We start from the raw sequence: 24,041 nt of genomic DNA, 5'->3' as shown, positions 1-24,041 counted from the left end.
CTGTACCTGGATCATCTCCGCTTGGATCATCGTCAATCATTTGTACGGACATACGGACGTATTCTTGACAGTGGTCCACCCGCGTGGTGAGGCTTGGCGCATGACCTCCTCCCCGTCCTCCGCTTCGCCCTGCATCCGCATCGGCTCCGCGCCCGACTCCTGGGGGGTGTGGTTCCCCGACGATCCGCGGCAGGTGCCGTGGCGGCGCTTCCTGGACGAGGTCTCCGCCGCGGGCTACGAGTGGATCGAGCTGGGTCCGTACGGCTACCTCCCGACCGATCCGGCCCGCCTCGCGGACGAGACGGGCAGCCGGGGGCTCTCCGTCTCGGCGGGGACCGTCTTCACCGGATTGCACCACGGGCCGGACGTCTGGGACCGGACCTGGGAGCATGTCGCCGGCATCGCGGCACTCACCCAAGCGATGGGCGCCGGGCACCTCGTGGTCATCCCCTCCTTCTGGCGCGACGACAAGACGGGCGAGGTGCTGGAGGACCGGGTCCTCACCGCCGATCAGTGGCGCCACCTCACCACGCAGACCGAACGGCTGGCGCGCGAGGTCCGGGACCGTTACGGGCTGCGCGTCGTCGTTCACCCCCACGCCGACACCCACATCGACACCGCGGAGAACGTCGCCCGCTTCCTCGACGCCACCGACCCGGACCTGGTCTCGCTCTGCCTGGACACCGGGCACTACGCGTACTGCGGGGGCGACAGCGTCGAGCTGATCGAGACGTACGGGGAGCGCATCGGCTACCTCCACCTCAAGCAGGTGGACCCGGCGGTCCTCGCCGAGGTGGTGGCGGACGAGGTGCCGTTCGGTCCCGCCGTGGCGCGCGGCGTGATGTGCGAACCGCCGGGCGGGGTCCCGGCCCTGGAGCCCGTCCTCGCCGCCGCCCGCCGGCTGGACGTCGACCTGTTCGCCATCGTCGAGCAGGACATGTACCCCTGCCCGCCGGACCGGCCGTCCCCGATCGCCCGCCGCACCCGCGACTACCTCCGCTCCTGCGGGCGGCCCTGACCCGTCCGGGGCTCGCCCGGCCCCGGGCAGTGACGTGAGACCGGGCCGGGCTGTTGTCCTCGGTGAGACCGGGCCCCCGGGCCCGCCCCCCGCACTCACCGAGGAGCGACCTCCATGTCCCGAACCCCCTCGTCCCCGCAGCCTTCGCGCCGGTCCGCCCGCGCCTCGGCCCTGACCACCGGACTCCTGGCCGCCGCCGCGCTGGCCGCCGCCGTGGCCGTGGCCCCGGGGGCCGCCGCCGACGCCGAGAACGTACCCCCGGCCGGCTCCAGCCCCGTGTGCGCCTTCTACGACGGGGACGGGATGACCGTCGTCGGCGACCAGGGCGACCGCGCCTTCCAGGTGCAGTGCATGCTGGCCAACCGGCGCTACCTGCCGTGGGACGCGGTGGACGGGACGTTCGGCCTGCGCACCCTGGACGCGGTCCGGCGCTTCCAGGCCGACCACCCGCCCCTGCTCAGCACCGGCCTGGTCGACACGGACACCTGGGCCGCGCTCTGGCGCGGCGACGCCCCGGCCGACGCGGGGGCGTGACGGCGGCGGTCCTCCCGGTCGACGACACGGCGGCCGGGCCTCACTCGCTTCATACCCCCTAGGGGTATAAAGTGGGGACCGTGGAGGCGCACCGGTGTGCGTCGCTCCGCCCCGTGTGCCCGTCGAAGAGGAGATCACCATGACCGCCGAGACCCAGCTCCCCCAGGCGACCGGCTCCTGCTGCTCGCCCAGCGGTTCCTGCCACGACAGCGCGGGCGCCGACGCCGGGCAGTCCGGCGTCACCACCGTCTACCAGGTGACCGGCATGACCTGCGGCCACTGCGAGGGCGCCGTCTCCGAGGAGGTCTCCGCCATCGAGGGTGTCACCTCGGTGAAGGCCGTGGCGTCCACCGGGCGGGTGACGGTGGTCTCGGAGGGCCCCCTGGACGACGAGGCCGTGCGCGCCGCCGTGGACGAGGCGGGCTACGAGCTCACCGGGCGCGCCTGACCGGCCCTGGACCACCCACCCGCGACACCCCGTCCCGGCCGGGCCGCACCGACCAGCGGATACTGGTGGGGTACGGCCCGGTCGGCGTTCCAGGAGCTCGGACATGCACAGCGCATCGGACACCCACGGCGCGACGGAGGCCGGCGCCCCGGAGGCGGAGCTCTCCCGGGCCGACTTCACGATCGGCGGCATGACCTGCGCCTCGTGCGCGGCCCGCGTCGAGAAGAAGCTCAACCGGATGGACGGCGTCACGGCCACCGTGAACTACGCCACGGAGAAGGCCCGCGTCAGCTATGACGGCGCCGCCGTCTCCGTAAGCGATCTTGTCGCTACGGTGGAGAGGACCGGCTATACGGCGAAGCCGCTGCCCGGGGCTTCCGCACGGGCCCCCGAGCCCGCCGCCACCACGGAAGCCCCGCAGGCCGCCGAGCCCGCCGCCGATGGCGTCCCGCAGGCCCCGCGGCCCGCCCCGCGCGCATCTCAACCGGAACCGGAAACGGAAGCCCCGCCGCACCCCGCCGACACCCCCGACCCCGCCCTCGCCGCCCTCCGGCAGCGGCTCATCGTCTCCGCCGTGCTGGCCGCCCCCGTGGTCGCCCTGGCGATGATCCCCGCCCTCCAGTTCGACTCCTGGCAGTGGCTCTCGCTCACCCTCGCCGCGCCCGTCGTGGTCTGGGGCGGGCTGCCCTTCCACCGGGCCGCCTGGACCAACCTGAGGCACGGCGCGGCGACCATGGACACCCTGGTGTCCGTCGGGACGCTCGCCGCCTTCGGCTGGTCGTTGTGGGCGCTGTTCCTCGGGGACGCCGGAATGCCCGGCATGCGGCACGGCTTCGACCTGACGGCCTCCCGGACCGACGCCTCGTCCACCCTCTACCTGGAGGTCGCGGCGGGCGTCGTCACCTTCATCCTGCTGGGCCGCTACCTGGAAGCGAAGTCCAAGCGGAGGGCCGGGTCCGCGCTGCGCGCCCTGATGCACCTCGGCGCCAAGGACGTCACCGTCCTGCGCGACGGCACCGAGGTCCGCGTGCCCGTCGCCCGGCTCGTCGTGGGCGACCGCTTCACCGTCCGCCCCGGCGAGAAGATCGCCACGGACGGCACCGTGGCCGAGGGCTCCTCGGCCGTGGACGCGTCCATGCTCACCGGCGAGTCCGTCCCCGTGGACGTGGGCGCGGGCGACGCGGTGACCGGCGCGACGCTCAACGTCTCCGGCCGCCTGGTCGTGGAGGCGACCCGCGTCGGCGCGGACACGCAACTGGCCCGGATGGCGAGGCTGGTCGAGGACGCGCAGAACGGCAAGGCCGAGGTGCAGCGCCTCGCGGACCGGATCTCGGCGGTGTTCGTCCCGGTCGTCCTGCTCCTCGCGCTCGGCACGCTCATCGGCTGGCTGCTGGCCACCGACGACGTGACGGCCGCGTTCACGGCGGCCGTGGCGGTCCTGATCATCGCCTGCCCCTGCGCCCTCGGCCTCGCCACCCCGACCGCGCTGATGGTCGGTACGGGGCGCGGCGCCCAGCTCGGCATCCTGATCAAGGGCCCCGAGGTCCTGGAGTCCACCCGCCGGGTCGACACGATCGTCCTCGACAAGACCGGCACGGTCACCACGGGCCGCATGACCCTCCAGGCCGTCCACACGACCCCCGGAACCACCGAATCCGACGCCCTCCGCCTCGCCGGAGCCCTGGAACACGCCTCCGAACACCCCATCGCCCAGGCGGTGGCGACCGGAGCCGCCGAACGCACCGGCGCACCCCTCCCCGCCCCCGAGGACTTCACCAACGTCCCCGGGCTCGGCGTCCGGGGCACCGTCGAGGGCCACACCGTGCTCGTCGGGCGCCCCCGGCTGCTCACCGAGGCCGGAATCACCCTCCCCGACGTTCTGGCCGCCGCCGTCACGGACGCCGCCGCTCAAGGGCGTACGGCCGTCGCGGTCGCCTGGGACGGCGAGGCGCGCGCGGTCCTGGAGGTCGCCGACGCGATCAAGGACACCAGCGCGGAGGCCGTCGCCGCGCTCCGGGAACTCGGCCTCACCCCGATCCTGCTGACCGGTGACCACCGCGCCGTGGCGGAGTCCGTGGCCCGCGAGGCCGGGATCGACGAGGTCCGCGCCGAGGTGCTGCCGGAGGAGAAGGCGCACGTCATCCGGGGTCTCCAGGGGCAGGGACGGGTCGTCGCCATGGTCGGCGACGGGGTCAACGACGCCGCCGCCCTGGCCACCGCCGACCTGGGCCTGGCCATGGGCACCGGCACCGATGCCGCGATCGAGGCGAGCGACCTGACCCTGGTTCGTGGAGATCTCAAGGTGACAGCAGACGCCATCCGTCTCTCCCGCCGCACCCTCACCACGATCAGGGGCAACCTTTTCTGGGCATTCGGCTACAACGTGGCCGCCCTACCCCTTGCGGCATTTGGGCTGCTCAACCCTATGATTGCCGGAGCGGCGATGGCGTTCTCATCGGTCTTCGTCGTGACGAACAGCCTGCGCCTGCGGTCCTTCACGTAATTTCCACAATGAGATTCAGATCACATCGGTTTCAGGGTAACCATTCGATGGGTTCGTAAGTCTTAGAGTGCGATGCCAAGGATGTCTTGGGGGACGTCCGACGGAGCATCTTGGGGGATGCTCCGGGCAAGAGTGGGCCGGGGCACGTACACCGGGGAGCTTTGAGCGGCCCTCCCGTCGGTACGTACCCCGGCAGACCACAGCACAGCAGCAGGACAAGCAGTACCGAGGCACCCAGCCCAGGAGCTACGGCTCCCACTGAACGCCCGGCCGGATCCCGTGGGGGGAATCCGCTCCGGGACATGGGAAGCGCCTCGCTGTCGGCCCGTGGGGGGATCGATGGCGAGGCGCTTCTTCTTTTACGCGGGAGCGCTCCCGGACGGCGCGCGCCCCGGCGTACGCGCCTGGCGCACCCCCGTACGCCCCCAGAAACGCCCGACGCCCCCGCCCGCCGCGTCGCTCGGGGCGAGGGCGCGGCGGGAGGGGGCGCGGGTCCGGCGTCAGTCAGGGCCGGGTGATGCGTGAGGGGATGTTCAGCGGCCCTCGACCGGGATGAAGTCGCGCAGGACCTCGCCGGTGTAGATCTGGCGCGGGCGGCCGATGCGGGAGCCGGGCTCCTTGATCATCTCGTGCCACTGGGCGATCCAGCCGGGCAGCCGGCCGAGCGCGAAGAGCACGGTGAACATCTCGGTCGGGAAGCCCATCGCGCGGTAGATGAGGCCCGTGTAGAAGTCCACGTTCGGGTAGAGGTTGCGCGAGACGAAGTACTCGTCGGAGAGCGCGTGCTCCTCCAGCTTGAGCGCGATGTCCAGCAGCTCGTCGGACTTGCCGAGGGCGGACAGCACGTCGTGCGCGGCGGCCTTGATGATCTTGGCGCGCGGGTCGAAGGACTTGTACACCCGGTGGCCGAAGCCCATCAGGCGGACGCCGTCCTCCTTGTTCTTCACCTTGCGGATGAAGGAGTCGACGTCGCCGCCGTTGGCCTGGATGCCTTCCAGCATCTCCAGGACCGACTGGTTGGCGCCGCCGTGCAGGGGGCCCCAGAGCGCCGAGATGCCGGCGGAGATCGAGGCGAACATGTTCGCCTGCGAGGAGCCGACCAGGCGCACGGTGGAGGTCGAGCAGTTCTGCTCGTGGTCCGCGTGCAGGATGAGCAGCTTGTCGAGCGCCGAGACGACGACCGGGTCCAGCTCGTACTCCTGGGCGGGGACCGAGAAGGTCATGCGCAGGAAGTTCTCGACGTAGCCCAGGTCGTTGCGCGGGTAGACGAACGGGTGACCGATCGACTTCTTGTACGCGTACGCGGCGATGGTCGGGAGCTTGGCGAGCAGCCGGATGGTCGAGAGGTGGCGCTGCTCCTCGTCGAACGGGTTGTGGCTGTCCTGGTAGAACGTGGACAGCGCGCTGACGACCGAGGACAGCATGGCCATCGGGTGGGCGTCGCGCGGGAAGCCGTCGAAGAACCGCTTGACGTCCTCGTGCAGCAGCGTGTGCTGGGTGATCTCGTTCTTGAAGGTCGACAGCTCGTCGACCTTGGGAAGCTCACCGTTGATCAGCGTGTACGCGACCTCAAGGAAGGTCGAACGCTCCGCGAGCTGCTCGATCGGGTAGCCGCGGTAGCGCAGGATGCCCTGCTCGCCGTCGAGGTAGGTGATGGCCGATTTATAGGCAGCGGTGTTGCCGTATCCGCTGTCCAGCGTCACCAGGCCGGTGTTCGCCCGGAGCTTCCCGATGTCGAAGCCCTTGTCGCCGACGGTGCTGTCGATCACCGGGTAGGTGTACTCGCCATCGCCGTACCGCAGTACCACAGCGTTGTTGGTGTGCTCGCTCACGTCATCCCTCACCGACGTAGTGCCTCTTCTTCGAGGTTCCCTGACTGTCTCCACCCTCCCCCATTTGGCTCAGGAGAGTGCACTCGGGGTCGTCCATTGGACCTACTCGCGGCACTGAGTGCCGCGAACTTAGCCATCCTGCCCCCTTGACTGCGGTTCCGGAAGACCTCCGTGATGTTTCCCACCGATTTGATCGATCATTTTTACCGACGATCCTCCGTCGCCGCCACCGCGGAGCCGGTGATCCAGCGCCGTACAGCGTCTTCCTGCGGAAACCGTGCGGACCGCCTGGCCGATCGCCTGCCGCGAGCCGACCAGCACGACGAGCTTCTTGGCCCTGGTCACGGCGGTGTAGAGCAGGTTGCGCTGGAGCATCATCCAGGCACTCCTCGTCACGGGGATGACGACGGCCGGGTACTCGCTGCCCTGGGAACGGTGGATCGTCATGGCGTACGCGTGGGCGAGCTCGTCCAGCTCATCGAAGTCGTAGCCGATCTCCTCGTCCTCGTCGGTGAGGACCGTCAGCCGCTGTTCGTCCAGGTCGAGGGCGGTGACGACGCCCACCGTGCCGTTGAAGACGCCGTTCTCGCCCTTGTCGTAGTTGTTGCGGATCTGGGTGACCTTGTCCCCGACGCGGAAGACCCGCCCGCCGAACCGCTTCTCGGGCACGTCCGGCCGGCCCGGGGTGATCGCCTGCTGGAGCAGACCGTTGAGATGTCCGGCCCCGGCCGGGCCCCGGTGCATCGGGGCGAGCACCTGGACGTCCCGGCGCGGGTTCAGCCCGAACCTGGCCGGAATACGGCGGGCCGCGACGTCCACCGCGAGCACTCCGGCGTCCTCCGTCTCGTCCTCCACGAAGAGGAAGAAGTCACTGAGCCCCTGGGTGAGGGGCGGTACTCCGGAATTGATGCGGTGCGCGTTGGTGACGACGCCCGACTGCTGGGCCTGGCGGAAAATCGTGGTCAGCCGGACCGCGGGCACGGGGCCGCCCTCGGCGAGGAGGTCCCGCAGCACCTCCCCCGCCCCCACCGACGGCAGCTGGTCCACATCGCCGACGAGCAGCAGGTGGGCACCCGGTGCCACCGCCTTCACGAGCTTGTTGGCGAGCAGCAGATCAAGCATCGACGCCTCGTCCACGACGACCAGATCGGCGTCGAGCGGGCGGTCCTTGTCGTACGCCGCGTCGCCGCCCGGTTTCAGTTCGAGCAGCCGGTGCACGGTGGACGCCTCGGTCCCCGTCAGCTCCGAGAGCCGCTTGGCGGCCCGGCCGGTGGGCGCGGCCAGCACGACCTTGGCCTTCTTGGCCCGGGCCAGCTCCACGATGGACCGGACCGTGAACGACTTGCCGCAGCCGGGACCGCCGGTCAGCACGGCGACCTTCCGGCTCAACGCGAGCCGCACGGCGGCCTCCTGCTCGGGTGCCAGCTTGGCGCCCGTCCGGCCCGCGAGCCACTTCAGGGCCTTGTCCCAGTCCACGTCCGCGAAGGCGGGCATCCGCTCGTCCGGCGTCCGCAGCAGCCGTCGTACCTGGGCGGCGAGCGAGATCTCCGCCCGGTGGAACGGCACCAGATACACCGCCGTGACCGGCTCCCCGCCCTCGGGCGACGGCACCTTCTCCCGTACGACTCCCTCCGGCTCCTCGGCCAGCTCCGCCAGGCACTCGATGACGAGCCCGGTGTCCACCTGGAGCAGCTTCACCGCGTCCGCGATCAGCCGTTCCTCCGGCAGGAAGCAGTGGCCCTGGTCGGTGGACTGCGACAGCGCGTACTGCAGCCCGGCCTTCACCCGTTCCGGGCTGTCGTGCGGGATGCCCACGGCCTGGGCGATCTTGTCGGCGGTCAGGAAGCCGATGCCCCAGACGTCGGCGGCCAGCCGGTAGGGCTGGTTCTTCACGACGGAGATCGAGGCGTCCTCGTACTTCTTGTAGATCCGCACGGCGATGGACGTCGAGACGCCGACGCCCTGGAGGAAGACCATGACCTCCTTGATCGCCTTCTGCTCCTCCCACGCGGCGGCGATCATCTTCGTCCGCTTGGGCCCGAGGCCGGGGACCTCGACGAGCCGCTTGGGCTCGCGCTCGATGATGTCGAGGGTGTCGACCCCGAAGTGGGTGGTGATCCGGTCGGCCATCACCGGCCCGATGCCCTTGATCAGCCCGGAGCCGAGGTAGCGCCGGATGCCCTGGATGGTGGCGGGGAGGATGGTCGTGTAGTTCTCGACGTGGAACTGCTTGCCGTACTGCGAGTGGGACCCCCAACGCCCTTCCATCCGCAAGGACTCCCCGGGCTGTGCCCCGAGCAACGCCCCGACGACGGTGAGCAGATCGTTGCCCCCGCGCCCGGTGTCCATGCGGGCGACGGTGTACCCGTTCTCCTCGTTGGCGTACGTGATCCGTTCGAGGACGCCTTCGAGGACGGCCAGGTTGGGGGCGTGGGGTGGGGAGGCCATGGGGAGACGGTACCCGGGCGGGGTGACAACTCGGCCGCGCACCGGACGCCCCGTAACACCGGGTGTGACCGTACTGGCATGGCCACTGAACGCTTTTCCGTCAGCATGCCGGGAGAGGTCCGCAAGCGGCTCAAGCACCATGCCGCCGCCGGGCTCGACGTCTCGACCTTTCTGGCGATTGCCGCACAGGCGCAAATGGACCAGCAGGACCGCGTCAAGAAGGTCTTCGCCCCGTTCCACGAGGCGCGCGCGGCAGCCGAGGAGGAGGCGGGTACCGGGGCCTGGGCAGGCGACGACATCGCGCTGACCCACGCGGAACAAGCGGAGGTCGACGCGATCCTCGGCCGCCCTTCACGGGGTGAGGCCGCCGCGTGAGTGTCGTCGTCTACGACACCGGCATGCCGATGGCGCTGGTGAGCCAGGACCAACGAGCACACGCCCTGCACAAGGGCTTCGTCGTCACGGGCGGCCACCCGCCGATCGTCCCCGGTCCCGCCCTGTCGCAGGCGTGGCGGACGAGCCCGAAAACCGCCTACGCGTGGAAGCGCCTTCTCGCCGACGTCTTCGTCTTCCCTGCGGCCCGGACGCGGCTGACCGCGGACCAGGTGCCGCACTGCCTGCCCTGCGCGGCAGGCATGACCATCGAGCACTGGAAAATAGTCGGCGACATGGTCGGCGCGGCCGCCCTGCCTCCCGAGAAGCGCCCGGACCCGGTGGACGCCCTGGCTGTCTTCATCGCGGCGGTCCACGGCGGCGGCGCCGTACTGGCCTCGGACACCGATGGCATCGCGGCATACGCCGCCACGTTGCCGGCCGCCGACGTCTCGGCCGTCGCCGTCCGACTTGGCGGTCCCCCCGGCCGTTATGGCCCGGGGGCGGGGCGGATTCAGCAGGAGTGCTCGGCGTAGCGGGACGCCACCCCCGTCCCACCCGGTCGGCCGGGAAGCGCTCAGCAAGGTCCGGGTCCGATCTGCCGGCACGCGTCCATGCATGGGTGCTTGTTCTGTAACCTCGGGACATTGTCGCCGCGAAAGGCGGCCAGAACGGACGCTGAGCTATCGAGGGTGACAGAGGGTGCCAATGAGCGCGGTCGAACAGGTATTCTTGGAGTGCGAACGCGCTCGCGCGGACGGTGACTTGATTCAGCGAGTCTCCGCCAGCGACAAGGAGTACCACTTCCAGAATTGGGTGCAGGCTCGCATAGATGCATGCGGGCTCGCATACGACAGTCCCGGCCGTAACACGTATCCGGACTTCCGGCTGATCCACCACCCGGAAGGGTACGAGGTCAAGGGGCTCGAATTTCCCGGCCGCGAGGCGGACTACGACTCGAACTCCCAGGTGCCCACCGGCAACCACAGCGGCCGTGAGGTCTTCTACGTGTTCGGCCGCTACCCGAAAGCAGAGCGCGGCGTCGAGGAGTACCCCGTTGTCGATCTGGTGGTGTGCCATGGCAGCTTCCTCAATGCCGACAGCGAGTATCTCCACAAAAACAAGTCGTTCCGTGGTTTCGGCTCGTACGGTGACATCCTGGTCCGCGATCGAAAAATGTACGTCGTGCCCACTCCCTTCGCGCTGACTTCTGGAACCGCAGGGCTCGCAACCCTGATCGTGCCTACTGAGTTCGCGTTGCAGTCGGATGCCCTTGTCCAGGTGGGTGAATTTGACCGGCCCGAGGCTGACGAGGTCGTCGTGTCGTACGAGTTCAACCTTCAAACCAATGAGATGGTGACGCACAAGGCACCGAATCCCCATGCGGGTAAGGTCCACAGTTTCCGAGCATATCGTTCGCACGGGGCGGGCGAATCCAAATCGGTTTCCCTTGTAAGCGGTCGACTGTGACGTTCGTAGTACCGCAGCGCACCAGCCTGGAGTCAAACTTTCCGGCAGCGATGCTCAGCGGCATCGGCGCGAAGGAATCCTGGCGCAAGGAAGTGCACCGGCCGGCCACCAGCACGCACAAGTGGTGGGCAAAGCGCCTCGGCACCGTGTTTCGGGGAATCATTGCGTCGGCGACGACACCTGATGGAACTGACGCCGCAGAAGCCTACGGATCGTCGCTCGACCTGGCGGGAGCCATCGTGCTCGACCCGTTCTCAGGTTCGGGCGTGACCGGCGTGGAAGTTCTCAAGCTCGGCGCCAAGGCTGTTTGTTTCGATATCAACCCCGTGGCAACGCTCGTTCAACGCCAAGCCATCCAGCCGTGGGATCTCGGGTCTCTGGAGACTGCCTACAGAGAGGTCGAATCGGCCTGCCGATCCGAGGTAGACCGACTCCACCGAGCAGAGGACGGGCGAACTGTCCTCTACTACTTCTGGGTCGCAACCCTCGGGTGCCCGGAGTGCTCCACAGAAGTTCGCCTGTTCGACTCGCCAGTTTTCTCCAAGAACGCGTACCCGAGGCGAGTTCCCAAAGCACAAATTGTTTGCCCCGAATGTCTCTCCATTAAGGAGAGTCGATACGACTTCGTCACCGAGACATGCCCAGAGGGCCACCTCATCACTCAGCGCGGCGCAGTGCGGGGCTCTTTTTCTACATGCGGAAACGGTCACATCTTCAAGGTTCTGGACGCCCTGGACGGGGCGCCCCCCGCATACGAGATGTACGCCAAAATGGTGGCCAACTCGGACGGTTCGAAGAGCTATGAAGGCATCACCGACTGGGACCGCGATCTCTATGACGAATGTGTAGCGACTCTTGCAGGGCTATCACAGTCCGCAGTGCTTCCACGCGGCCGACTGGCTCCCGGCAACAGTACCGACCAGGCCCTGAAATGGAACTTCCGGGAATGGCGCGACTTCTTCAACGCACGTCAGCTGGTCTCTCTCTCGCTGATTGCGACGGCCATTCGCGACCTCGCCGGATCAGCTCCCGAACGCGAAGCACTGTGCGCACTGTTTTCAGGGACGCTTGAGTTCAATAATTTGTTCACATCGTTCAAGGGTGAGGGGACAGGGGCTGTCCGGCATATGTTCAGCCATCACGTCCTCAAACCGGAGCGGACTCCACTGGAGGCGCACCCCTGGGGCACGCCGCAGTCCTCCGGCGCGTTCTCGACTCTCTTCAAGAGTCGTCTGCGACGCGCTCACGAGTACAAGAAGAAGCCTGCAGACCTTATTTACCAAGGCGCAGCGATCGAGCGGATCTCCGGAGTTTCTCAGCCGGTCGGCGCGAGCATTGCGGACTCGTGGGCATCTTTCGTCTCGGCCGAAGAGCAGGCAGCCTACGTTGCCACCAAAAATTCGGCGCAGACAGATATCCCTGACGGGGCGATCGACCTCATCATCACCGATCCGCCCTACATGGACAATGTCCACTACGCGGAGCTCGCGGACTTCTTTCATGCGTGGCTCCAGTGCATGCAGCCGTACACCGGATATTCCGACGCGACAACGACCCGTCGAGTGGGCGAGGTCCAGAACGCTGACCCAGTTGAATTCGGGAAGGCGCTGGAGGCCGTGTGGACCGAGTCGGCGCGCGTCCTGAAACCGGGTGGTCTGCTGGCCTTCACTTTCCATCAGGCCCGGATCAGCGGGTGGGTGCAGGTGGTCGAGTCGCTGCGCCGCTCCGGGTGGATCGTGACGGCCGTCCAACCGGTGAAGGGCGAGATGACGACCAGTGTCGTCAAGGCGGGAGCCCGCGAGCCCTCCAATCTCGACAGCGTTGTGGTGTGCCGCCGAGCCGTCGACGGAGCCGCGAATCCACATGCGTCGGTGGAGGAAGCCCTGACAACCGCCCTGAGGGAGCTGACAGACCTTCGGGACGCTCAGGTCGATGTGGGGGCGGGCGACGTCAGGTCGGTTGTTCGCGGGGCGCTTCTGGCCTACCTCGCTTCCACGGGCGTGGACCTTGATGATTCAGTCGCCGCGCAGGTGGACTCCCTTGCAACGGAAAGCATTGAGAAGCTGCTGGGGTCTGGTTCGGGCAGCGGCGGCCGCTAGGGCCGCCTCGTCGACCACCCCGCCTCGTCGACCACCCCGCCCCGGGACCCGCACCGCACAGGCGGGCCCCGGGGCGGGGTGGATTCAGCAGGCGTGCTCGGCGTAGCGGGACGCCACCTCCGTCAGGACCTCCGCGCCGTCCCGCGCCCACAGCGCCTCGTTGAAGATCTCCACCTCGACCGGGCCGTCGAATCCCGTCGCCTCCACCGCCTCGCGGAAGAAGCGGAAGTCGACGCTGCCGTCGCCGAGTTGGCCCCGTCCGAGCAGGACGCCGGCCGGGAGCGGGGTGATCCAGTCCGCGAGCTGGAAGGAGTGGATGCGGCCCGCCGCACCGGCCCGCGCGATCTGGGCGGGGGCCTGGTCGTCCCACCAGAGGTGGTACGTGTCCACGACCACGCCCACCCGGTCGGCCGGGAAGCGCTCGGCGAGGTCCAGGGCCTGGGAGAGCGTCGAGACCACGCAGCGGTCCGAGGCGAACATGGGGTGCAGGGGCTCGATGGCCAGGCGCACCCCGCGCTCCGCCGCGTACGGGGCCAGCTCGGCCAGGGCGTCCGCGATGCGTTCGCGGGCGCCGTACAGGTCCTTGCTGCCCTCCGGGAGGCCGCCCGAGACGAGGACCAGGGTGTCCGTGCCCACGCCCGCCGCCTCGTCAAGGGCGGCGCGGTTGTCGTCCAGGGCGCGGGCGCGCTCCGCCGGGTCCAGGGCGGTGAGGAAGCCGCCCCGGCACAGGCTGGTGACGGTCAGGCCGTGGTCGGACAGCAACCGGGCCGTCGCCTCGACCCCGTACGACTGCACCGGGGCCCGCCACAGGCCCACCTTGTCGATACCCGCCTTCGCACAGCCCTCGGCCAGCTCCGGCAGCGACCACTGCTTGATGGTCTCCTGGTTGATCGAGAGACGGCCGTCGCTCATCGGGTGCCTCCGTTGACCGTGAGGAACGCCCGCATCCGGGACTCCGCGAGGTCCGGATCCGGGAACAGGCCGAGCCCGTCGGCGAGTGCGTACGCCTTCGCCAGGTGCGGGAGCGAGCGGGCCGACTGGAGGCCGCCCACCATCGTGAAGTGGTCCTGGTGGCCCGCCAGCCAGGCGAGGAAGACGACGCCCGTCTTGTAGAAGCGCGTCGGCGCCCGGAAGAGGTGCCGGGACAACTCGACCGTGGGGTCGAGCAGTTCGCGGAAGCCCTTCGTGTCACCCGTGTCCAGCACCCGTACCGCGTGCGCGGCCAGCGGGCCCAGCGGGTCGAAGATCCCGAGCAGCGCGTGGCTGAAGCCCCGGTCGTCGCCCGCGATCAGCTCCGGGTAGTTGAAGTCGTCCCCGGTGTAGCAGCGGACCCCGCTGGGGAGCCGGCGGCGCACGTCGATCTCGCGTTCCGCGTCGAGCAGCGACATCTTGATGCCGTCGACCTTGTCCGGGTGCTCCGCGATGACCTGGAGGAAGGTGTCGGTTGCCAGGTCCAGGTCGGTGGAGCCCCAGTAGCCTTCGAGCGCCGGGTCGAACATCGGGCCCAGCCAGTGCAGGACGACCGGCTCGGTGGCCTGGCGCAGCAGATGGGCGTACGTGTCCAGGTAGTCCTGGGGGCCCTGTGCGGCGGCGGCGAGTGCGCGGGAGGCCATCAGGATGGCCTGGGCGCCGCTCTCCTCGACCACGGCGAGCTGTTCCTCGTAGGCCGCGCGCACCTCGGCGAGCGTCGCCGGGCCGGGCGGCAGCTGGTCCGTGCCGACGCCGCAGGCGATGCGGCCGCCGACCGACCTGGCCTCGGCGGCCGAGCGGCGGATCAGCTCCTCGGCGCCCGCCCAGTCCAGGCCCATGCCGCGCTGCGCGGTGTCCATGGCCTCGGCCACGCCCAGCCCGTGCGCCCAGAGGTGGCGGCGGAAGGCGAGGGTGGCGTCCCAGTCGACGGCGGCCGGGGAGTCCGGGGTGACGTCCGCGTACGGGTCGGCGACGACGTGCGCGGCGGAGAAGACCGTACGGGAGGCGAGCGGCGTGCCCGTCGGGGTGAGGTCCAGCGGGGTGGCCCGGGGTTCGTACGGGCCCTGCGGGAGAGGGATGGTCACGGTGACGGCTCCTGGGGGGCGGAAGGGAGGCGGCGGGTCACAGGGACAGCTCCGGGACGTCCAGGCGGCGGCCCTCCGCGTGGGACTTCAGGCCCAGCTCCGCGAGCTGCACGCCGCGGGCGCCCGCCATCAGGTCCCAGGCGTAGGGCTCGTCCAGCACGATGTGGCGGAGGAACAGCTCCCACTGGGCCTTGAAGCCGTTGTCGAAGACCGCGTTGTCCGGGACCTCCTGCCACTGGTCGCGGAAGGACTCGGTGACCGGCAGGTCCGGATTCCAGACCGGCTTCGGGGTGGCCGAGCGGTGCTGGACGCGGCAGTTGCGCAGGCCCGCGACGGCGGAGCCGTGGGTGCCGTCCACCTGGAACTCGACCAGCTCGTCGCGGTTGACCCGGACCGCCCAGGAGGAGTTGATCTGGGCGACCGCGCCGCCCTCCAGCTGGAAGATGCCGTAGGCGGCGTCGTCGGCGGTCGCCGCGTACGGCTGGCCGCGCTCGTCCCGGCGCTCCGGGATGTGGGTCTGGACGTGCGCCTGGACCGTGGTGACCTTGCCGAACAGCTCGTGGAGCACGTACTCCCAGTGCGGGAACATGTCCACGACGATGCCGCCGCCGTCCTCCGCGCGGTAGTTCCAGGAGGGACGCTGCGCCTCCTGCCAGTCGCCCTCGAAGACCCAGTAGCCGAACTCGCCGCGCACGGACAGGATCTCGCCGAAGAAGCCGCCGTCGATGAGGCGCTTCAGCTTCAGCAGGCCCGGCAGGAAGATCTTGTCCTGGACGACGCCGTGCTTGATGCCGGCCTCCTGGGCCAGCCGGGCCAGGTCGAGGGCGCCCTCGACGTCCGTGGCGGTGGGCTTCTCGGTGTAGATGTGCTTGCCCGCGGCAACGGCCTTCTTGATCGCCTCCACCCGGGCCTGGGTGACCTGGGCGTCGAAGTAGATGTCGATGGTGTCGTCGCCGAGGACCGCGTCCAGGTCGGTCGACCACTCGGTCAGGCCGTGGCGGGCGGCCAGTTCCTCCAGGGCGTGGGCACGGCGGCCGACGAGGACCGGTTCCGGCCACAGCACGTCGCCATTGCCGAGGTCGAGGCCGCCCTGCTCGCGGATCGCGAGGATCGAGCGCACCAGGTGCTGCCGGTATCCCATGCGTCCCGTCACGCCGTTCATGGCGATGCGCACTGTCCTGCGTGTCACGAAAGTTCCCTCCGTACAGCCGTAGCAAGCGCTTTCTATGCGGGATGACGCTAGCCTGCCGACAGCGGCCCGGACAAGAGGGGGCCCGTCAATCGGTCACCGGCCACGGAGGAAAGCGATGACAGTCACCCTGGCGGACGTGGCGGCCCGCGCCCGGGTGTCCCCGGCCACCGTCTCCCGTGTGCTGAACGGCAATTACCCGGTGGCGGCGTCCACCCGGGAACGGGTGCTGCGCGCGGTGGACGATCTGGACTACGTGCTGAACGGGCAGGCCAGCGCCCTGGCGGCGGCCACGTCCGACCTGGTCGGCGTCCTCGTCAACGACATCGCCGACCCGTTCTTCGGGATCATGGCGGGCGCCGCGCAGACCGAGATCGGCGGGCCCGGCGACGGGTCCGGCCGGGCGGGCGGCGAGAAACTGGCGGTCGTCTGCAACACCGGCGGCTCCCCCGCCCGCGAGCTGACCTATCTCACCCTGCTCCAGCGCCAGCGCGCCGCCGCCGTCGTCCTCACCGGGGGCGCGGTGGAGGACCCGGAGCACCAGGTGGCGATGGCCGCGAAGCTGGCGAAGCTCGCGGAGGCGGGGACCCGGGTGGTGCTCTGCGGGCGGCCCCCGCTGCCGGACGGGGCGTCCGTGGTGGCGGCGCTGGCCTTCGACAACCAGGGCGGCGCCCGGCGCCTCACCGCCCATCTGCTCTCCCTGGGCCACCGCCGCATCGGTTATGTCGCGGGCCCGCTGGAACGGACCACCACCCGCCACCGCCTGGCCGGTCACCGCGAGGCGATGCGCGCGGCGGGGGCGGCCGGGGACGAGGACCGGCTGACCGTGCACGGCTCGTACGACCGGGGTTCCGGCTACGACGCCACGGTCGAACTCCTGCGCCGCGAACCGGAGATCACCGCGGTCGTCGCCGCGAACGACACCGTGGCGCTCGGCGCGGCGGCGGCGATCCGCGACCGGGGACTGCGCATCCCGGAGGACATCTCGGTGGCCGGCTTCGACGACCTCCCGTTCTCGGTGGACGTGGTCCCGGCCCTCACGACGGTACGGCTGCCGCTGGTCGAGGCGGGGGCCCGGGCGGGCAGGCTGGCCATGGGCAAGGAGGACCCGCCGCCGGGCGGCATCGCGCTGATCCCGGCCGAGCTGATGGTGCGCGGCTCGACGGCGGCGCCCCGGGGGTGAGTCCGAGTCCGGTGCCTGGGTACACGTGAGGGCGCCCGCCCTCGTGAACGACGGAAGGAACACGCAGTGAAGCTCGCTTTCTCCACCCTCGGGGTGCCGGGGCTGCCCATGCCCGAGGTCGTCCGGCTGGCCGCCGGGAACGGCTACCCGGGGGTCGAGCTGCGCGCCCACCCCGAGGAGCCGGTACACCTGGGCCTCGGGCAGTCCGAACGGGCCGCCGCGCGCGCCGAGTTCGAGCGCGGCGGGGTCGAGATCCTGGGCGTGGCGGGGTACGCGAAGGTCGCCGCCGAGGGCTACGACCAGCCGGTCCTGGACGAGCTGGCCGCGCTGACCGAGCTGGCCCGGGACCTGGGCGCGTCCTACGTCCGGGTGTTCCCCGGGGGCAGCGACCAAGACCCGGCGGAGGCCGACGCGACCGCCGCGCGCAGGCTCGGGGCGGCCGCTCCGTACGCCGCCGACCTGGACGTACACCTGCTCCTGGAGACCCACGACTCGCACCGGGCGGGAGCCGATGTGGCCCGGGTGGCCGGGACGGTGGGGCACAAGAACATCGGTGCGCTGTGGGACGTCATGCACACCTGGCTGGCGGGCGAGGCGCCGGTGGCCAGTCACGCGGTGCTGGCCCCGCACCTCGGCTACGTGCAGGTGAAGGACATCGCGTCGGCGGACGACACCACGCCGCTCGCGCTCGGGGCCGGGGTGCTGCCGCTGCGGGCGTGCCTGGACACGCTGGACCCGGACGGCTGGGTCTGCTGGGAGTACGAGAAGCGCTGGTACCCGGAGGCGGCGGAGCTGCCGGGGCTGCTGGGCGCGGGGCGCGAGCATCTGTTGCGGCTGGGCGCGCCCAAGCAGTAAGCGGTCTCAGACGGGTGCCGGTGCCGGGGCGGGCGCGCGGCGGGGTGCGAGCCGGTCGTCCCGGCACACGATGACCGGAAGGGACGCGCTCGAAACGGCCCGCACCCTTGACCGGAAGTTATTTTCTGGATATCCGTGCTCCTTGGAAGTTTCTTTCACCCCCTCGTCACCGAGAACGGCCGAAGGAGCTCACGTGCACCACCGCACCTCCAGACGCACCCTCCTCACCGCCACCGCCGCCACCGCCGTCGCGGCGGCAGCGGGCATGGCGACCGCCCCGGGGGCCCTCGCCTCCCAGGGCTCCGCGCACAGCGGTCACACCTCCGCCGCCACGACCCGGCGGCTGAAGCGGCTCATCTCCCGGATGAGCCTGGAGGAGAAGGTCGGCCAGCTCTTCGTCATGCGGGTCTACGGGCACTCCGCCACCGACCCCGACCAGGCCGACATCGACGCCAACCTCGCCGAGATCGGGGTGCGTACGGCCGCCGAGATGATCGCCAAGTACCACGTCGGCGGGATCATCTACTTCGCCTGGGCGCACAACACCCGCGACCCGCACCAGATCGCCGAGCTCTCCAACGGCATCCAGCGCGCGGGCCTCGCGGGCCCGTCCCGCGTGCCGCTGCTGATCTCCACCGACCAGGAGCACGGCATCGTCTGCCGCGTGGGCGAGCCCGCCACGCTGATGCCGGGCGCGATGGCGCTGGGCGCGGGCGGTTCGCACTCCGACGCCCGCAGGGCCGGGCAGATCGCGGGCGCCGAGCTGGCGGCGATCGGCATCAACCAGAACTACGCGCCGGACGCCGACGTCAACGTGAACCCGGCCAACCCGGTCATCGGGGTCCGCTCCTTCGGCTCGGACCCGCAGTCCGTGGCGGAGATGGTCGCCGCTCAGGTGAAGGGGTATCAGAGCGCCGGGATCGCCTCCACGGCCAAGCACTTCCCGGGCCACGGCGACACCAGCACCGACAGCCACACGGGCCTGCCGGTCATCGGCCACACCCGGGAGCAGTGGGCGGAGCTGGACGCGCCCCCGTTCCGGGCGGCCATCGCGGCGGGCATCGACTCGATCATGACCGCGCACATCGTGGTGCCCGCGCTCGACCCGGCGGAGGACCCGGCGACCCTGTCGAAGCCGATCCTCACCGGCATCCTGCGCGAGGAGCTGGGCTACGACGGGGTCGTGGTCACCGACTCGCTGGGCATGGAGGGGGTGCGCACGAAGTACGGGGACGACCGGGTTCCGGTGCTCGCGCTCCAGGCCGGCGTGGACCAGCTGCTGAACCCGCCGAGCCTGGAGGTCTCGTGGAACGCGCTGCTGGCGGCCGTCAAGAGCGGTGAGGTCAGCGAGGCCCGGCTGGACGAATCGATCCTGCGCGTCCTGCGCCTGAAGACGAAGCTGGGGCTCTTCGAGCAGCCGTTCGTCTCCGGTCGCGGGGTGGACCGTACGGTCGGCACCCGGGCGCATCTGGCCGCCGCCGACCGGATCGCCGAGCACACGACGACCCTGCTGGCCAACGAGGCCCGGCTGCTGCCGCTGTCGCGCCGCTCGCACCGGAACCTGCTGGTGGTGGGCGCCGACCCGGCCTCGCCCTCGGGCACCACGGGTCCGCCGACGACGACGCTGGCCGAGGCGTTCAACGAGCTGGGCTTCGCCGCGACCGCGCTGTCCACCGGGACCGCGCCCACCCAGGCGTCCATCGACGCGGCGGTGGCGGCGGCGCGGGGCAAGGACGCGGTGGTCGTGGGGACGTACAACGTCTCGGCGACCAGCTCGCAGCGCACCCTGGTCAGCGCGCTGGCCGCGACGGGCGTCCCGGTGATCACGGTCGCCATCCGCAATCCGTACGACATCGCGCAGCTGGCGGGGACCGGGCACAAGGCGCACCTGGCCGCGTACTCCTGGACCGACGTCGAACTGCGCGCGGCGGCCCGGGTGATCGCGGGCCGGGCCCGGCCGGAGGGCAGGCTCCCGGTGCCGGTGCAACGGGCGGACGACCCGTCGAAGGTGCTGTACCCGGTGGGGTACGGGCTGAAGTACTGAGCACCTCCTGCCCCGGTGGCCGCGGCCACCGGGGCAGGATCACCTCACGGGCGCCGGACGCCGAGGCGGTGGTCGGTCGTCAGGTCCTTGTTGTCGAGTCGTGCGTCGAACTTCGCGAGCGGCTTCGCCTTGGACTCGTCCTGCTGGACGGCGGCCGGGGCGACGCCCGCCCAGCGCAGGATCGCGGCCGTGGCCGTCGCGTTCTCGGAGGGCACCAGACCGGCGACGTTGGAACCGTGGTTCCCGCCGGGCTGGGTGAAGACGTAGCTGTCACGGGCGCCCGCCCCGAGCCGGAAGCGCTCCGCGCCCCACGGGTCGTTCTCGCCGTAGACGTACAGCATGTGCGTGGCGTGGTGCTTCACCCAGCTGTCGACGTCCCGCATCACCCCGGGCTGGAACCGCATCGGGATGGAGCGCGGCACGAAGGTGCGCGGCGGCTGGTAGCCGTAGCGGCTGAGCTTGCCGAGCCACGGCTGCTTGATGTCGGGCGAACCGAGCTGGGTGCCCGCCTGGTAGTAGTACGGGGTGTAGTTGGCCAGGCCCTGGTCGGCGTAGGCGGAGAAGCCGGAGATCGCGTCGACCGAGTCCCAGATCTCCTGGTCGGTCGCCTTCTTCGCGTCGGCCGGGAGGCTGTCGCAGTCGGCGAGCAGGCTGTACTGCCAGAACGCCCACACGTAGTCCATGACGACGGCCTCGTACGCCTTGTCCAGCGAGCCGACCGTGTCGAAGGTGTACCCGTTGTCGGCCGCGTACCGCGCGTACCTCTCCTCCAGCGGCGCACGGCGGATCAGGGCCTCGCGCTGTACGCCCCCGAGCTTGTCGCGGCACTCCTTGGTGCCGACGCGGGCGAAGAACCGGTCGTACGCCGAGTCCTCGTCGTTCACCACGTCGTTGGGGGCGACATAGGCGACGACGCCGTCCATGTCCTTCGGGTAGAAGCGCTCGTAGTAGGTGGCGGTCATGCCGCCCTTGGAACCGCCGGTGGTCAGCCAGTTCTCGGAGTAGATCCGCTTGAGCGCCGTGAAGACGCGGTGCTGGTCACTGGCCGCCTGCCAGATGTCCAGCTTGGACCAGTCGGCGGGCGAGGGCCGGGAGGGGGTGAAGTAGCGGTACTCCAGCGAGACCTGGTTGCCGTCGATGATCCGGGTGGGCTCGGAGCGGCTGGGGTTGGTGGAGACGTTGTAGCCGCCGGTGAAGAAGACCGTGGGACGCGAGGTGTCCTTGTGCAGCAGGGTGATCCGCTGCTGGAACGTTCCCTTGGACGGGTGGCGGTGGTCGACGGGCTGGGTGTAATTGAGGACGAAGTAGCGGTAGCCCGCGTAGGGCTTCTCCTCGATGAGACTCATACCTGGGATGGCCAGGATGCGGTCCTTGATGTCCGTGCTCGTTCCGCTGTCGCTCACGGCGGTACCGAGCGGGGCCGGTACGGCGGCGGTGGCCGCCCCGGCCGAGGCACCCGTCGCGCTCACCGTGCCGATGAGCACCGCGAGCGACAGGATTCCTCTGAGCGCCTTACGCATGCGTGTCCTCCCCTGAGCCGTCTCCGGAGTCCCGCGAGACGGCTCTTGGTCCACAGCTGACGCGGTGAACCTAGCGGGGCAACACACCTATCACCAGACCCCCTTGCCGGGTCCGGGGAGCTGTCACTCGGTCAGCACAGGATCCAGCCCGTGCGGGCGCCCTTGCCGTCGACGGTGCCGGAGACCCGCACGCACCGGTTCAGGGCGTGGACGGTCACCGGGCCCGCCAGCTGCGTGAAGCGGCCGCTGTCCGTGACGGGGAGGCCGCCGCGCGGCTGGATGGTCACGGACATGGGGCGGCGCTTGCCGGGCTTGGCGGCGACGGCGGTGACGCAGGCGTAGGCGCGGGACTTGTAGACGCGGAGCTCGCCCGTCGCGAACTTCACCGTCTTCTTCGGGCGGCCCGCGCAGACCGAGGCGGCGTTCGCGCTCCCCGCGACCGCCCCGCCGGTTATCAGTGCGAAGGAGGTGGCCAGGGCGAGGACCACGGCATGGCGGCGGAGCCCTCGCCGCGCGCCCCGGGCGTGTCCTTCGGTCCCTCTGGTCACAGCAGCCCCATCGCTTCATCGAACATCCGCGCCTCTACCCGACACCTGGGCGCATATGCCTGTACCTGCGTACGACGCGGGAGGCCATCCGGAGGTTGCATCCGGCGGGCCCGACACCTGCGGCGGCGGGGGCGGCCCACCATGGAGCCCGACAGGACAGACCACCATGAAAGGCAGAAACCGTCATGACCCGAACCCGATCCGCCCGGCGCACCGCCGGTCGTACGCTGCTCGCCTCCGCGCTCCTCGCCGCCGCCGTCGCCGTGCCCGCCACCGCCACGGCCGCCCCGCGCGAGGCGGCCGCCGGGGCGACGGTCACCGACGAGACCGCGACCCAGGAGTCCCGGCTGGTGGACGACTTCTACAGCGCGTACATCGACGCGGTGGCCGCCGAGGACGGCGGGGACCTCGCCACCGCGCTGCGCGGGTTCTACCTCACCCCCGAACTGCGCGACCGCCTCGCAGGCTGGGAGACGTCGAACCACGCGGACGGCGTGCTCCTCGCCCAGGACGTCCCCGCCGACCACCTGGTCACCCCGGGCCACAGCGGCGCCGGTCACACCTGGTCCACGGTCCGGCTCACCTGGGGATCGCCCCAGGACCCCACGTACACCTACCTGACGGTGCGCTCGGACCTCGCGACCGGGAAGATCTCGGCGATCCGCGACGACGCGTAGGGCCTGTCCTTCGGGTCATGCCGGGCTCGCGGGGCGTGGGACGCACGCCGCCGATGGCCGGCATCACGGCACGCGCCCCCCGCTGAGTGCCTGGTCGACGGCTACCAGAATCGCGCCCTGCGAGGACGCCTCGTCGCCCAGGCTCGTCCAGCGCAGTGGGGAGTCACCCCGGAACCACTCCCCCAGTGCCCGGTCCAGCGATGCGACGAGAGGTGCGCCGATGGCGAGCGGATAGCCGCCCACCGTCACGGCCTGCGGCCCCATCAGGTCGATGAGTACGGTCAGGGCACGGGCCAGCACATCGGCGAGCCGCTCGACCGCGCGCCGCGCCCGGGTATCGCTCACGGCGAGCCGGCCGATGGCCGCGGCGTATTCCTGCTGGGCGTGCGGGCCGTCACCGAAGGGCACGCCGCAGTCGTCGGTGGCCCTGCGGAAGGCGGCGAAGCCCGCCGACGCCTCAAGGCAGCCCCGGCGTCCGCAGCGGCACCGGTCCGTCAGGTCTCCGAGGAGAATGTGCCCCGTCGATCCCCACCCGGCGGGCAGTCGGGCCTCCAGGTCGCGGCCCCGGGTGAGGGATATCCCCGTACCCAGGCCGACCTGCAGATGCAGCAGCCGGTCCACCTCGCCGACCGCGGGGTCACGGCTGTTGGCCAGCGCGGCACACTCGGGAACCTGCCGGTACGCCACGGAGGCCCGCCCCAGCCGCGCCTCGAAGAGGTCGGCGAACGGTGCGTCCTGCCAGCCGAGGAACCGGGAGCTCACGACGGTCCGCCGGTCGTCGGAGAACTGCCCGGGAATGGCCACGGCGACTCCGCGCACCGTGTGGCCGATCCGGGAGACCACCCGCTCGTACGCACACGACAGGGCCTGTGCGGCCGCCTCCGGGCTGGGTGGGACCACGAAGTCGAACGTCTCCTCCGCCAGGATTCTGCCGCGCAGGTCCGCGGCGGCGACCCGGGTGCGGTCCACCCTCATGTCCAGGCCGACGGCAGCCCAGCGCGTCGGGGAGAAGTCGAGGAGTACGTGCGGACGGCCCATGGCGCCGGCAGGCGTCGAGTGGACCTCGGTGAGCACCTCTTCCTCGATCAGCGACGCGGCGATCCGCCCCACGCCCGTACGCGTGATGTCCAGCCGGTCGCTGAGCTGAGCCCGTGACAACGGGCCGTGATCACGGATGCAGCGCAGGACCGTCAGCTGGTTGTGCGAGCGCAGATCCCGCTGCGACAAGGTCTGACTCATCTCTTCTC

General features: G+C 70.5%; 20 protein-coding genes. 12 read left to right on the top strand and 8 right to left on the bottom strand.

Translation table 11 applies throughout. The features are described 5' to 3' along the window. Nucleotides 1-100 precede the first annotated feature (100 nt). The 4 genes from OG867_RS21605 to OG867_RS21590 all read left to right on the top strand — a co-directional run bounded on the left by OG867_RS21605 (nt 101) and on the right by OG867_RS21590 (nt 4,503). Complete coding sequence (locus OG867_RS21605) at nt 101-1,018, top strand: sugar phosphate isomerase/epimerase family protein (protein WP_406287649.1); 918 nt, start codon at nt 101-103, stop codon at nt 1,016-1,018. A 114-nt stretch (nt 1,019-1,132) separates the two neighbouring features. Further along, nucleotides 1,133-1,552: a peptidoglycan-binding protein gene (locus OG867_RS21600; RefSeq protein WP_406287646.1), complete on the top strand. Its 420-nt coding sequence runs from the start codon at nt 1,133-1,135 to the stop codon at nt 1,550-1,552. A gap of 139 nt (nt 1,553-1,691) precedes the next feature. Next, nucleotides 1,692-2,000, top strand: coding sequence for a heavy-metal-associated domain-containing protein (locus OG867_RS21595; protein WP_406287644.1), 309 nt, complete (start codon nt 1,692-1,694; stop codon nt 1,998-2,000). 103 nt (nt 2,001-2,103) lie between these two features. Beyond that, a complete protein-coding gene (locus OG867_RS21590; protein WP_406287641.1) occupies nt 2,104-4,503 on the top strand; it encodes a heavy metal translocating P-type ATPase in 2,400 nt (799 codons plus the stop codon). A 533-nt stretch (nt 4,504-5,036) separates the two neighbouring features. Here OG867_RS21590 and OG867_RS21585 read toward each other — a convergent pair. Together OG867_RS21585 and OG867_RS21580 are read right to left on the bottom strand one after the other, a co-directional pair. After that, nucleotides 5,037-6,335 carry a citrate synthase gene (locus OG867_RS21585; RefSeq protein ID WP_328900235.1) on the bottom strand — a complete coding sequence of 433 codons (1,299 nt, stop codon included), beginning with the start codon at nt 6,333-6,335 and terminating at the stop codon, nt 5,037-5,039. A 129-nt stretch (nt 6,336-6,464) separates the two neighbouring features. Beyond that, a complete protein-coding gene (locus OG867_RS21580) occupies nt 6,465-8,783 on the bottom strand; it encodes an ATP-dependent RecD-like DNA helicase (RefSeq protein ID WP_406287638.1) in 2,319 nt (772 codons plus the stop codon). A gap of 78 nt (nt 8,784-8,861) precedes the next feature. Between OG867_RS21580 and OG867_RS21575 the strand changes: the two genes are divergently transcribed. The 4 genes from OG867_RS21575 to OG867_RS21560 all read left to right on the top strand — a co-directional run bounded on the left by OG867_RS21575 (nt 8,862) and on the right by OG867_RS21560 (nt 12,724). Next, on the top strand, nt 8,862-9,158 hold the full coding sequence (locus tag OG867_RS21575) for a hypothetical protein (protein WP_406287636.1): 297 nt from the start codon (nt 8,862-8,864) through the stop codon (nt 9,156-9,158). Beyond that, nucleotides 9,155-9,691: a hypothetical protein gene (locus OG867_RS21570; protein ID WP_406287634.1), complete on the top strand. Its 537-nt coding sequence runs from the start codon at nt 9,155-9,157 to the stop codon at nt 9,689-9,691. Before OG867_RS21575 ends, OG867_RS21570 begins: the two co-directional genes overlap by 4 nt. Before the next feature lie 172 nt (nt 9,692-9,863). Further along, nucleotides 9,864-10,625, top strand: coding sequence for a hypothetical protein (locus OG867_RS21565; protein WP_406287632.1), 762 nt, complete (start codon nt 9,864-9,866; stop codon nt 10,623-10,625). Next, a complete protein-coding gene (locus OG867_RS21560) occupies nt 10,622-12,724 on the top strand; it encodes a DNA methyltransferase (protein ID WP_406287630.1) in 2,103 nt (700 codons plus the stop codon). The genes OG867_RS21565 and OG867_RS21560 overlap by 4 nt, the downstream gene beginning before the upstream one ends. An 84-nt stretch (nt 12,725-12,808) precedes the next feature. Here OG867_RS21560 and OG867_RS21555 read toward each other — a convergent pair whose 3' ends face one another. From OG867_RS21555 to OG867_RS21545, 3 genes are read right to left on the bottom strand one after another with little or no spacing between them, the layout of a single operon-like run. Next, entirely contained in the window at nt 12,809-13,636 is an 828-nt protein-coding gene (locus OG867_RS21555) for a sugar phosphate isomerase/epimerase family protein (RefSeq protein WP_328900241.1), read from the bottom strand. Next, a complete protein-coding gene (locus OG867_RS21550; protein ID WP_328900242.1) occupies nt 13,633-14,778 on the bottom strand; it encodes a dihydrodipicolinate synthase family protein in 1,146 nt (381 codons plus the stop codon). Before OG867_RS21550 ends, OG867_RS21555 begins: the two co-directional genes overlap by 4 nt. Before the next feature lie 37 nt (nt 14,779-14,815). Continuing rightward, nucleotides 14,816-15,967 carry a Gfo/Idh/MocA family oxidoreductase gene (locus OG867_RS21545; RefSeq protein ID WP_328900243.1) on the bottom strand — a complete coding sequence of 384 codons (1,152 nt, stop codon included), beginning with the start codon at nt 15,965-15,967 and terminating at the stop codon, nt 14,816-14,818. Nucleotides 15,968-16,085: 118 nt separating this feature from the next. Between OG867_RS21545 and OG867_RS21540 the strand changes: the two genes are divergently transcribed. From OG867_RS21540 to OG867_RS21530, 3 genes are all read left to right on the top strand, one after another. Beyond that, nucleotides 16,086-17,150 carry a LacI family DNA-binding transcriptional regulator gene (locus OG867_RS21540; RefSeq protein WP_018105982.1) on the top strand — a complete coding sequence of 355 codons (1,065 nt, stop codon included), beginning with the start codon at nt 16,086-16,088 and terminating at the stop codon, nt 17,148-17,150. Between the two features lie 66 nt (nt 17,151-17,216). Further along, nucleotides 17,217-18,005, top strand: coding sequence for a sugar phosphate isomerase/epimerase family protein (locus OG867_RS21535; protein ID WP_406287627.1), 789 nt, complete (start codon nt 17,217-17,219; stop codon nt 18,003-18,005). A 193-nt stretch (nt 18,006-18,198) separates the two neighbouring features. Then, nucleotides 18,199-20,049: a glycoside hydrolase family 3 protein gene (locus tag OG867_RS21530; RefSeq protein WP_406287625.1), complete on the top strand. Its 1,851-nt coding sequence runs from the start codon at nt 18,199-18,201 to the stop codon at nt 20,047-20,049. Nucleotides 20,050-20,093: 44 nt separating this feature from the next. Here the strand turns inward: OG867_RS21530 and OG867_RS21525 are convergent, their stop codons facing one another. After that, a complete protein-coding gene (locus OG867_RS21525; RefSeq protein WP_406287623.1) occupies nt 20,094-21,569 on the bottom strand; it encodes a S28 family serine protease in 1,476 nt (491 codons plus the stop codon). Between the two features lie 131 nt (nt 21,570-21,700). Further along, nucleotides 21,701-22,117: a hypothetical protein gene (locus OG867_RS21520; protein WP_406287621.1), complete on the bottom strand. Its 417-nt coding sequence runs from the start codon at nt 22,115-22,117 to the stop codon at nt 21,701-21,703. 185 nt (nt 22,118-22,302) lie between these two features. On the opposite strand from OG867_RS21520, the gene OG867_RS21515 reads away from it, so the two are divergent. Then, entirely contained in the window at nt 22,303-22,794 is a 492-nt protein-coding gene (locus tag OG867_RS21515; RefSeq protein ID WP_406287619.1) for a hypothetical protein, read from the top strand. A 63-nt stretch (nt 22,795-22,857) separates the two neighbouring features. Here OG867_RS21515 and OG867_RS21510 read toward each other — a convergent pair whose 3' ends face one another. Continuing rightward, the gene (locus OG867_RS21510; protein WP_406287617.1) at nt 22,858-24,033 is read right to left on the bottom strand and encodes an ROK family protein; all 1,176 of its coding nucleotides are present in this window, start codon (nt 24,031-24,033) and stop codon (nt 22,858-22,860) included. Between the last annotated feature and the right edge of the window lie 8 nt (nt 24,034-24,041).

This window comes from Streptomyces sp. NBC_00209 (assembly GCF_045206345.1).
Classification (GTDB): domain Bacteria; phylum Actinomycetota; class Actinomycetes; order Streptomycetales; family Streptomycetaceae; genus Streptomyces.
This window is presented reverse-complemented; position numbering and strand designations above follow the sequence as displayed.

Excerpts from the sequence above, each read along its gene's own strand:
- OG867_RS21525 (WP_406287623.1), bottom strand. The coding sequence starts at position 21,569 with ATGCGTAAGGCGCTCAGAGGAATCCTGTCGCTCGCGGTGCTCATCGGC.
- OG867_RS21555 (WP_328900241.1), bottom strand. The coding sequence starts at position 13,636 with ATGAGCGACGGCCGTCTCTCGATCAACCAGGAGACCATCAAGCAGTGG.
- OG867_RS21590 (WP_406287641.1), top strand. The coding sequence starts at position 2,104 with ATGCACAGCGCATCGGACACCCACGGCGCGACGGAGGCCGGCGCCCCG.
- OG867_RS21540 (WP_018105982.1), top strand. The coding sequence starts at position 16,086 with ATGACAGTCACCCTGGCGGACGTGGCGGCCCGCGCCCGGGTGTCCCCG.
- OG867_RS21510 (WP_406287617.1), bottom strand. The coding sequence starts at position 24,033 with ATGAGTCAGACCTTGTCGCAGCGGGATCTGCGCTCGCACAACCAGCTG.
- OG867_RS21515 (WP_406287619.1), top strand. The coding sequence starts at position 22,303 with ATGACCCGAACCCGATCCGCCCGGCGCACCGCCGGTCGTACGCTGCTC.
- OG867_RS21565 (WP_406287632.1), top strand. The coding sequence starts at position 9,864 with ATGAGCGCGGTCGAACAGGTATTCTTGGAGTGCGAACGCGCTCGCGCG.
- OG867_RS21595 (WP_406287644.1), top strand. The coding sequence starts at position 1,692 with ATGACCGCCGAGACCCAGCTCCCCCAGGCGACCGGCTCCTGCTGCTCG.
- OG867_RS21575 (WP_406287636.1), top strand. The coding sequence starts at position 8,862 with ATGGCCACTGAACGCTTTTCCGTCAGCATGCCGGGAGAGGTCCGCAAG.
- OG867_RS21605 (WP_406287649.1), top strand. The coding sequence starts at position 101 with ATGACCTCCTCCCCGTCCTCCGCTTCGCCCTGCATCCGCATCGGCTCC.
- OG867_RS21600 (WP_406287646.1), top strand. The coding sequence starts at position 1,133 with ATGTCCCGAACCCCCTCGTCCCCGCAGCCTTCGCGCCGGTCCGCCCGC.
- OG867_RS21580 (WP_406287638.1), bottom strand. The coding sequence starts at position 8,783 with ATGGCCTCCCCACCCCACGCCCCCAACCTGGCCGTCCTCGAAGGCGTC.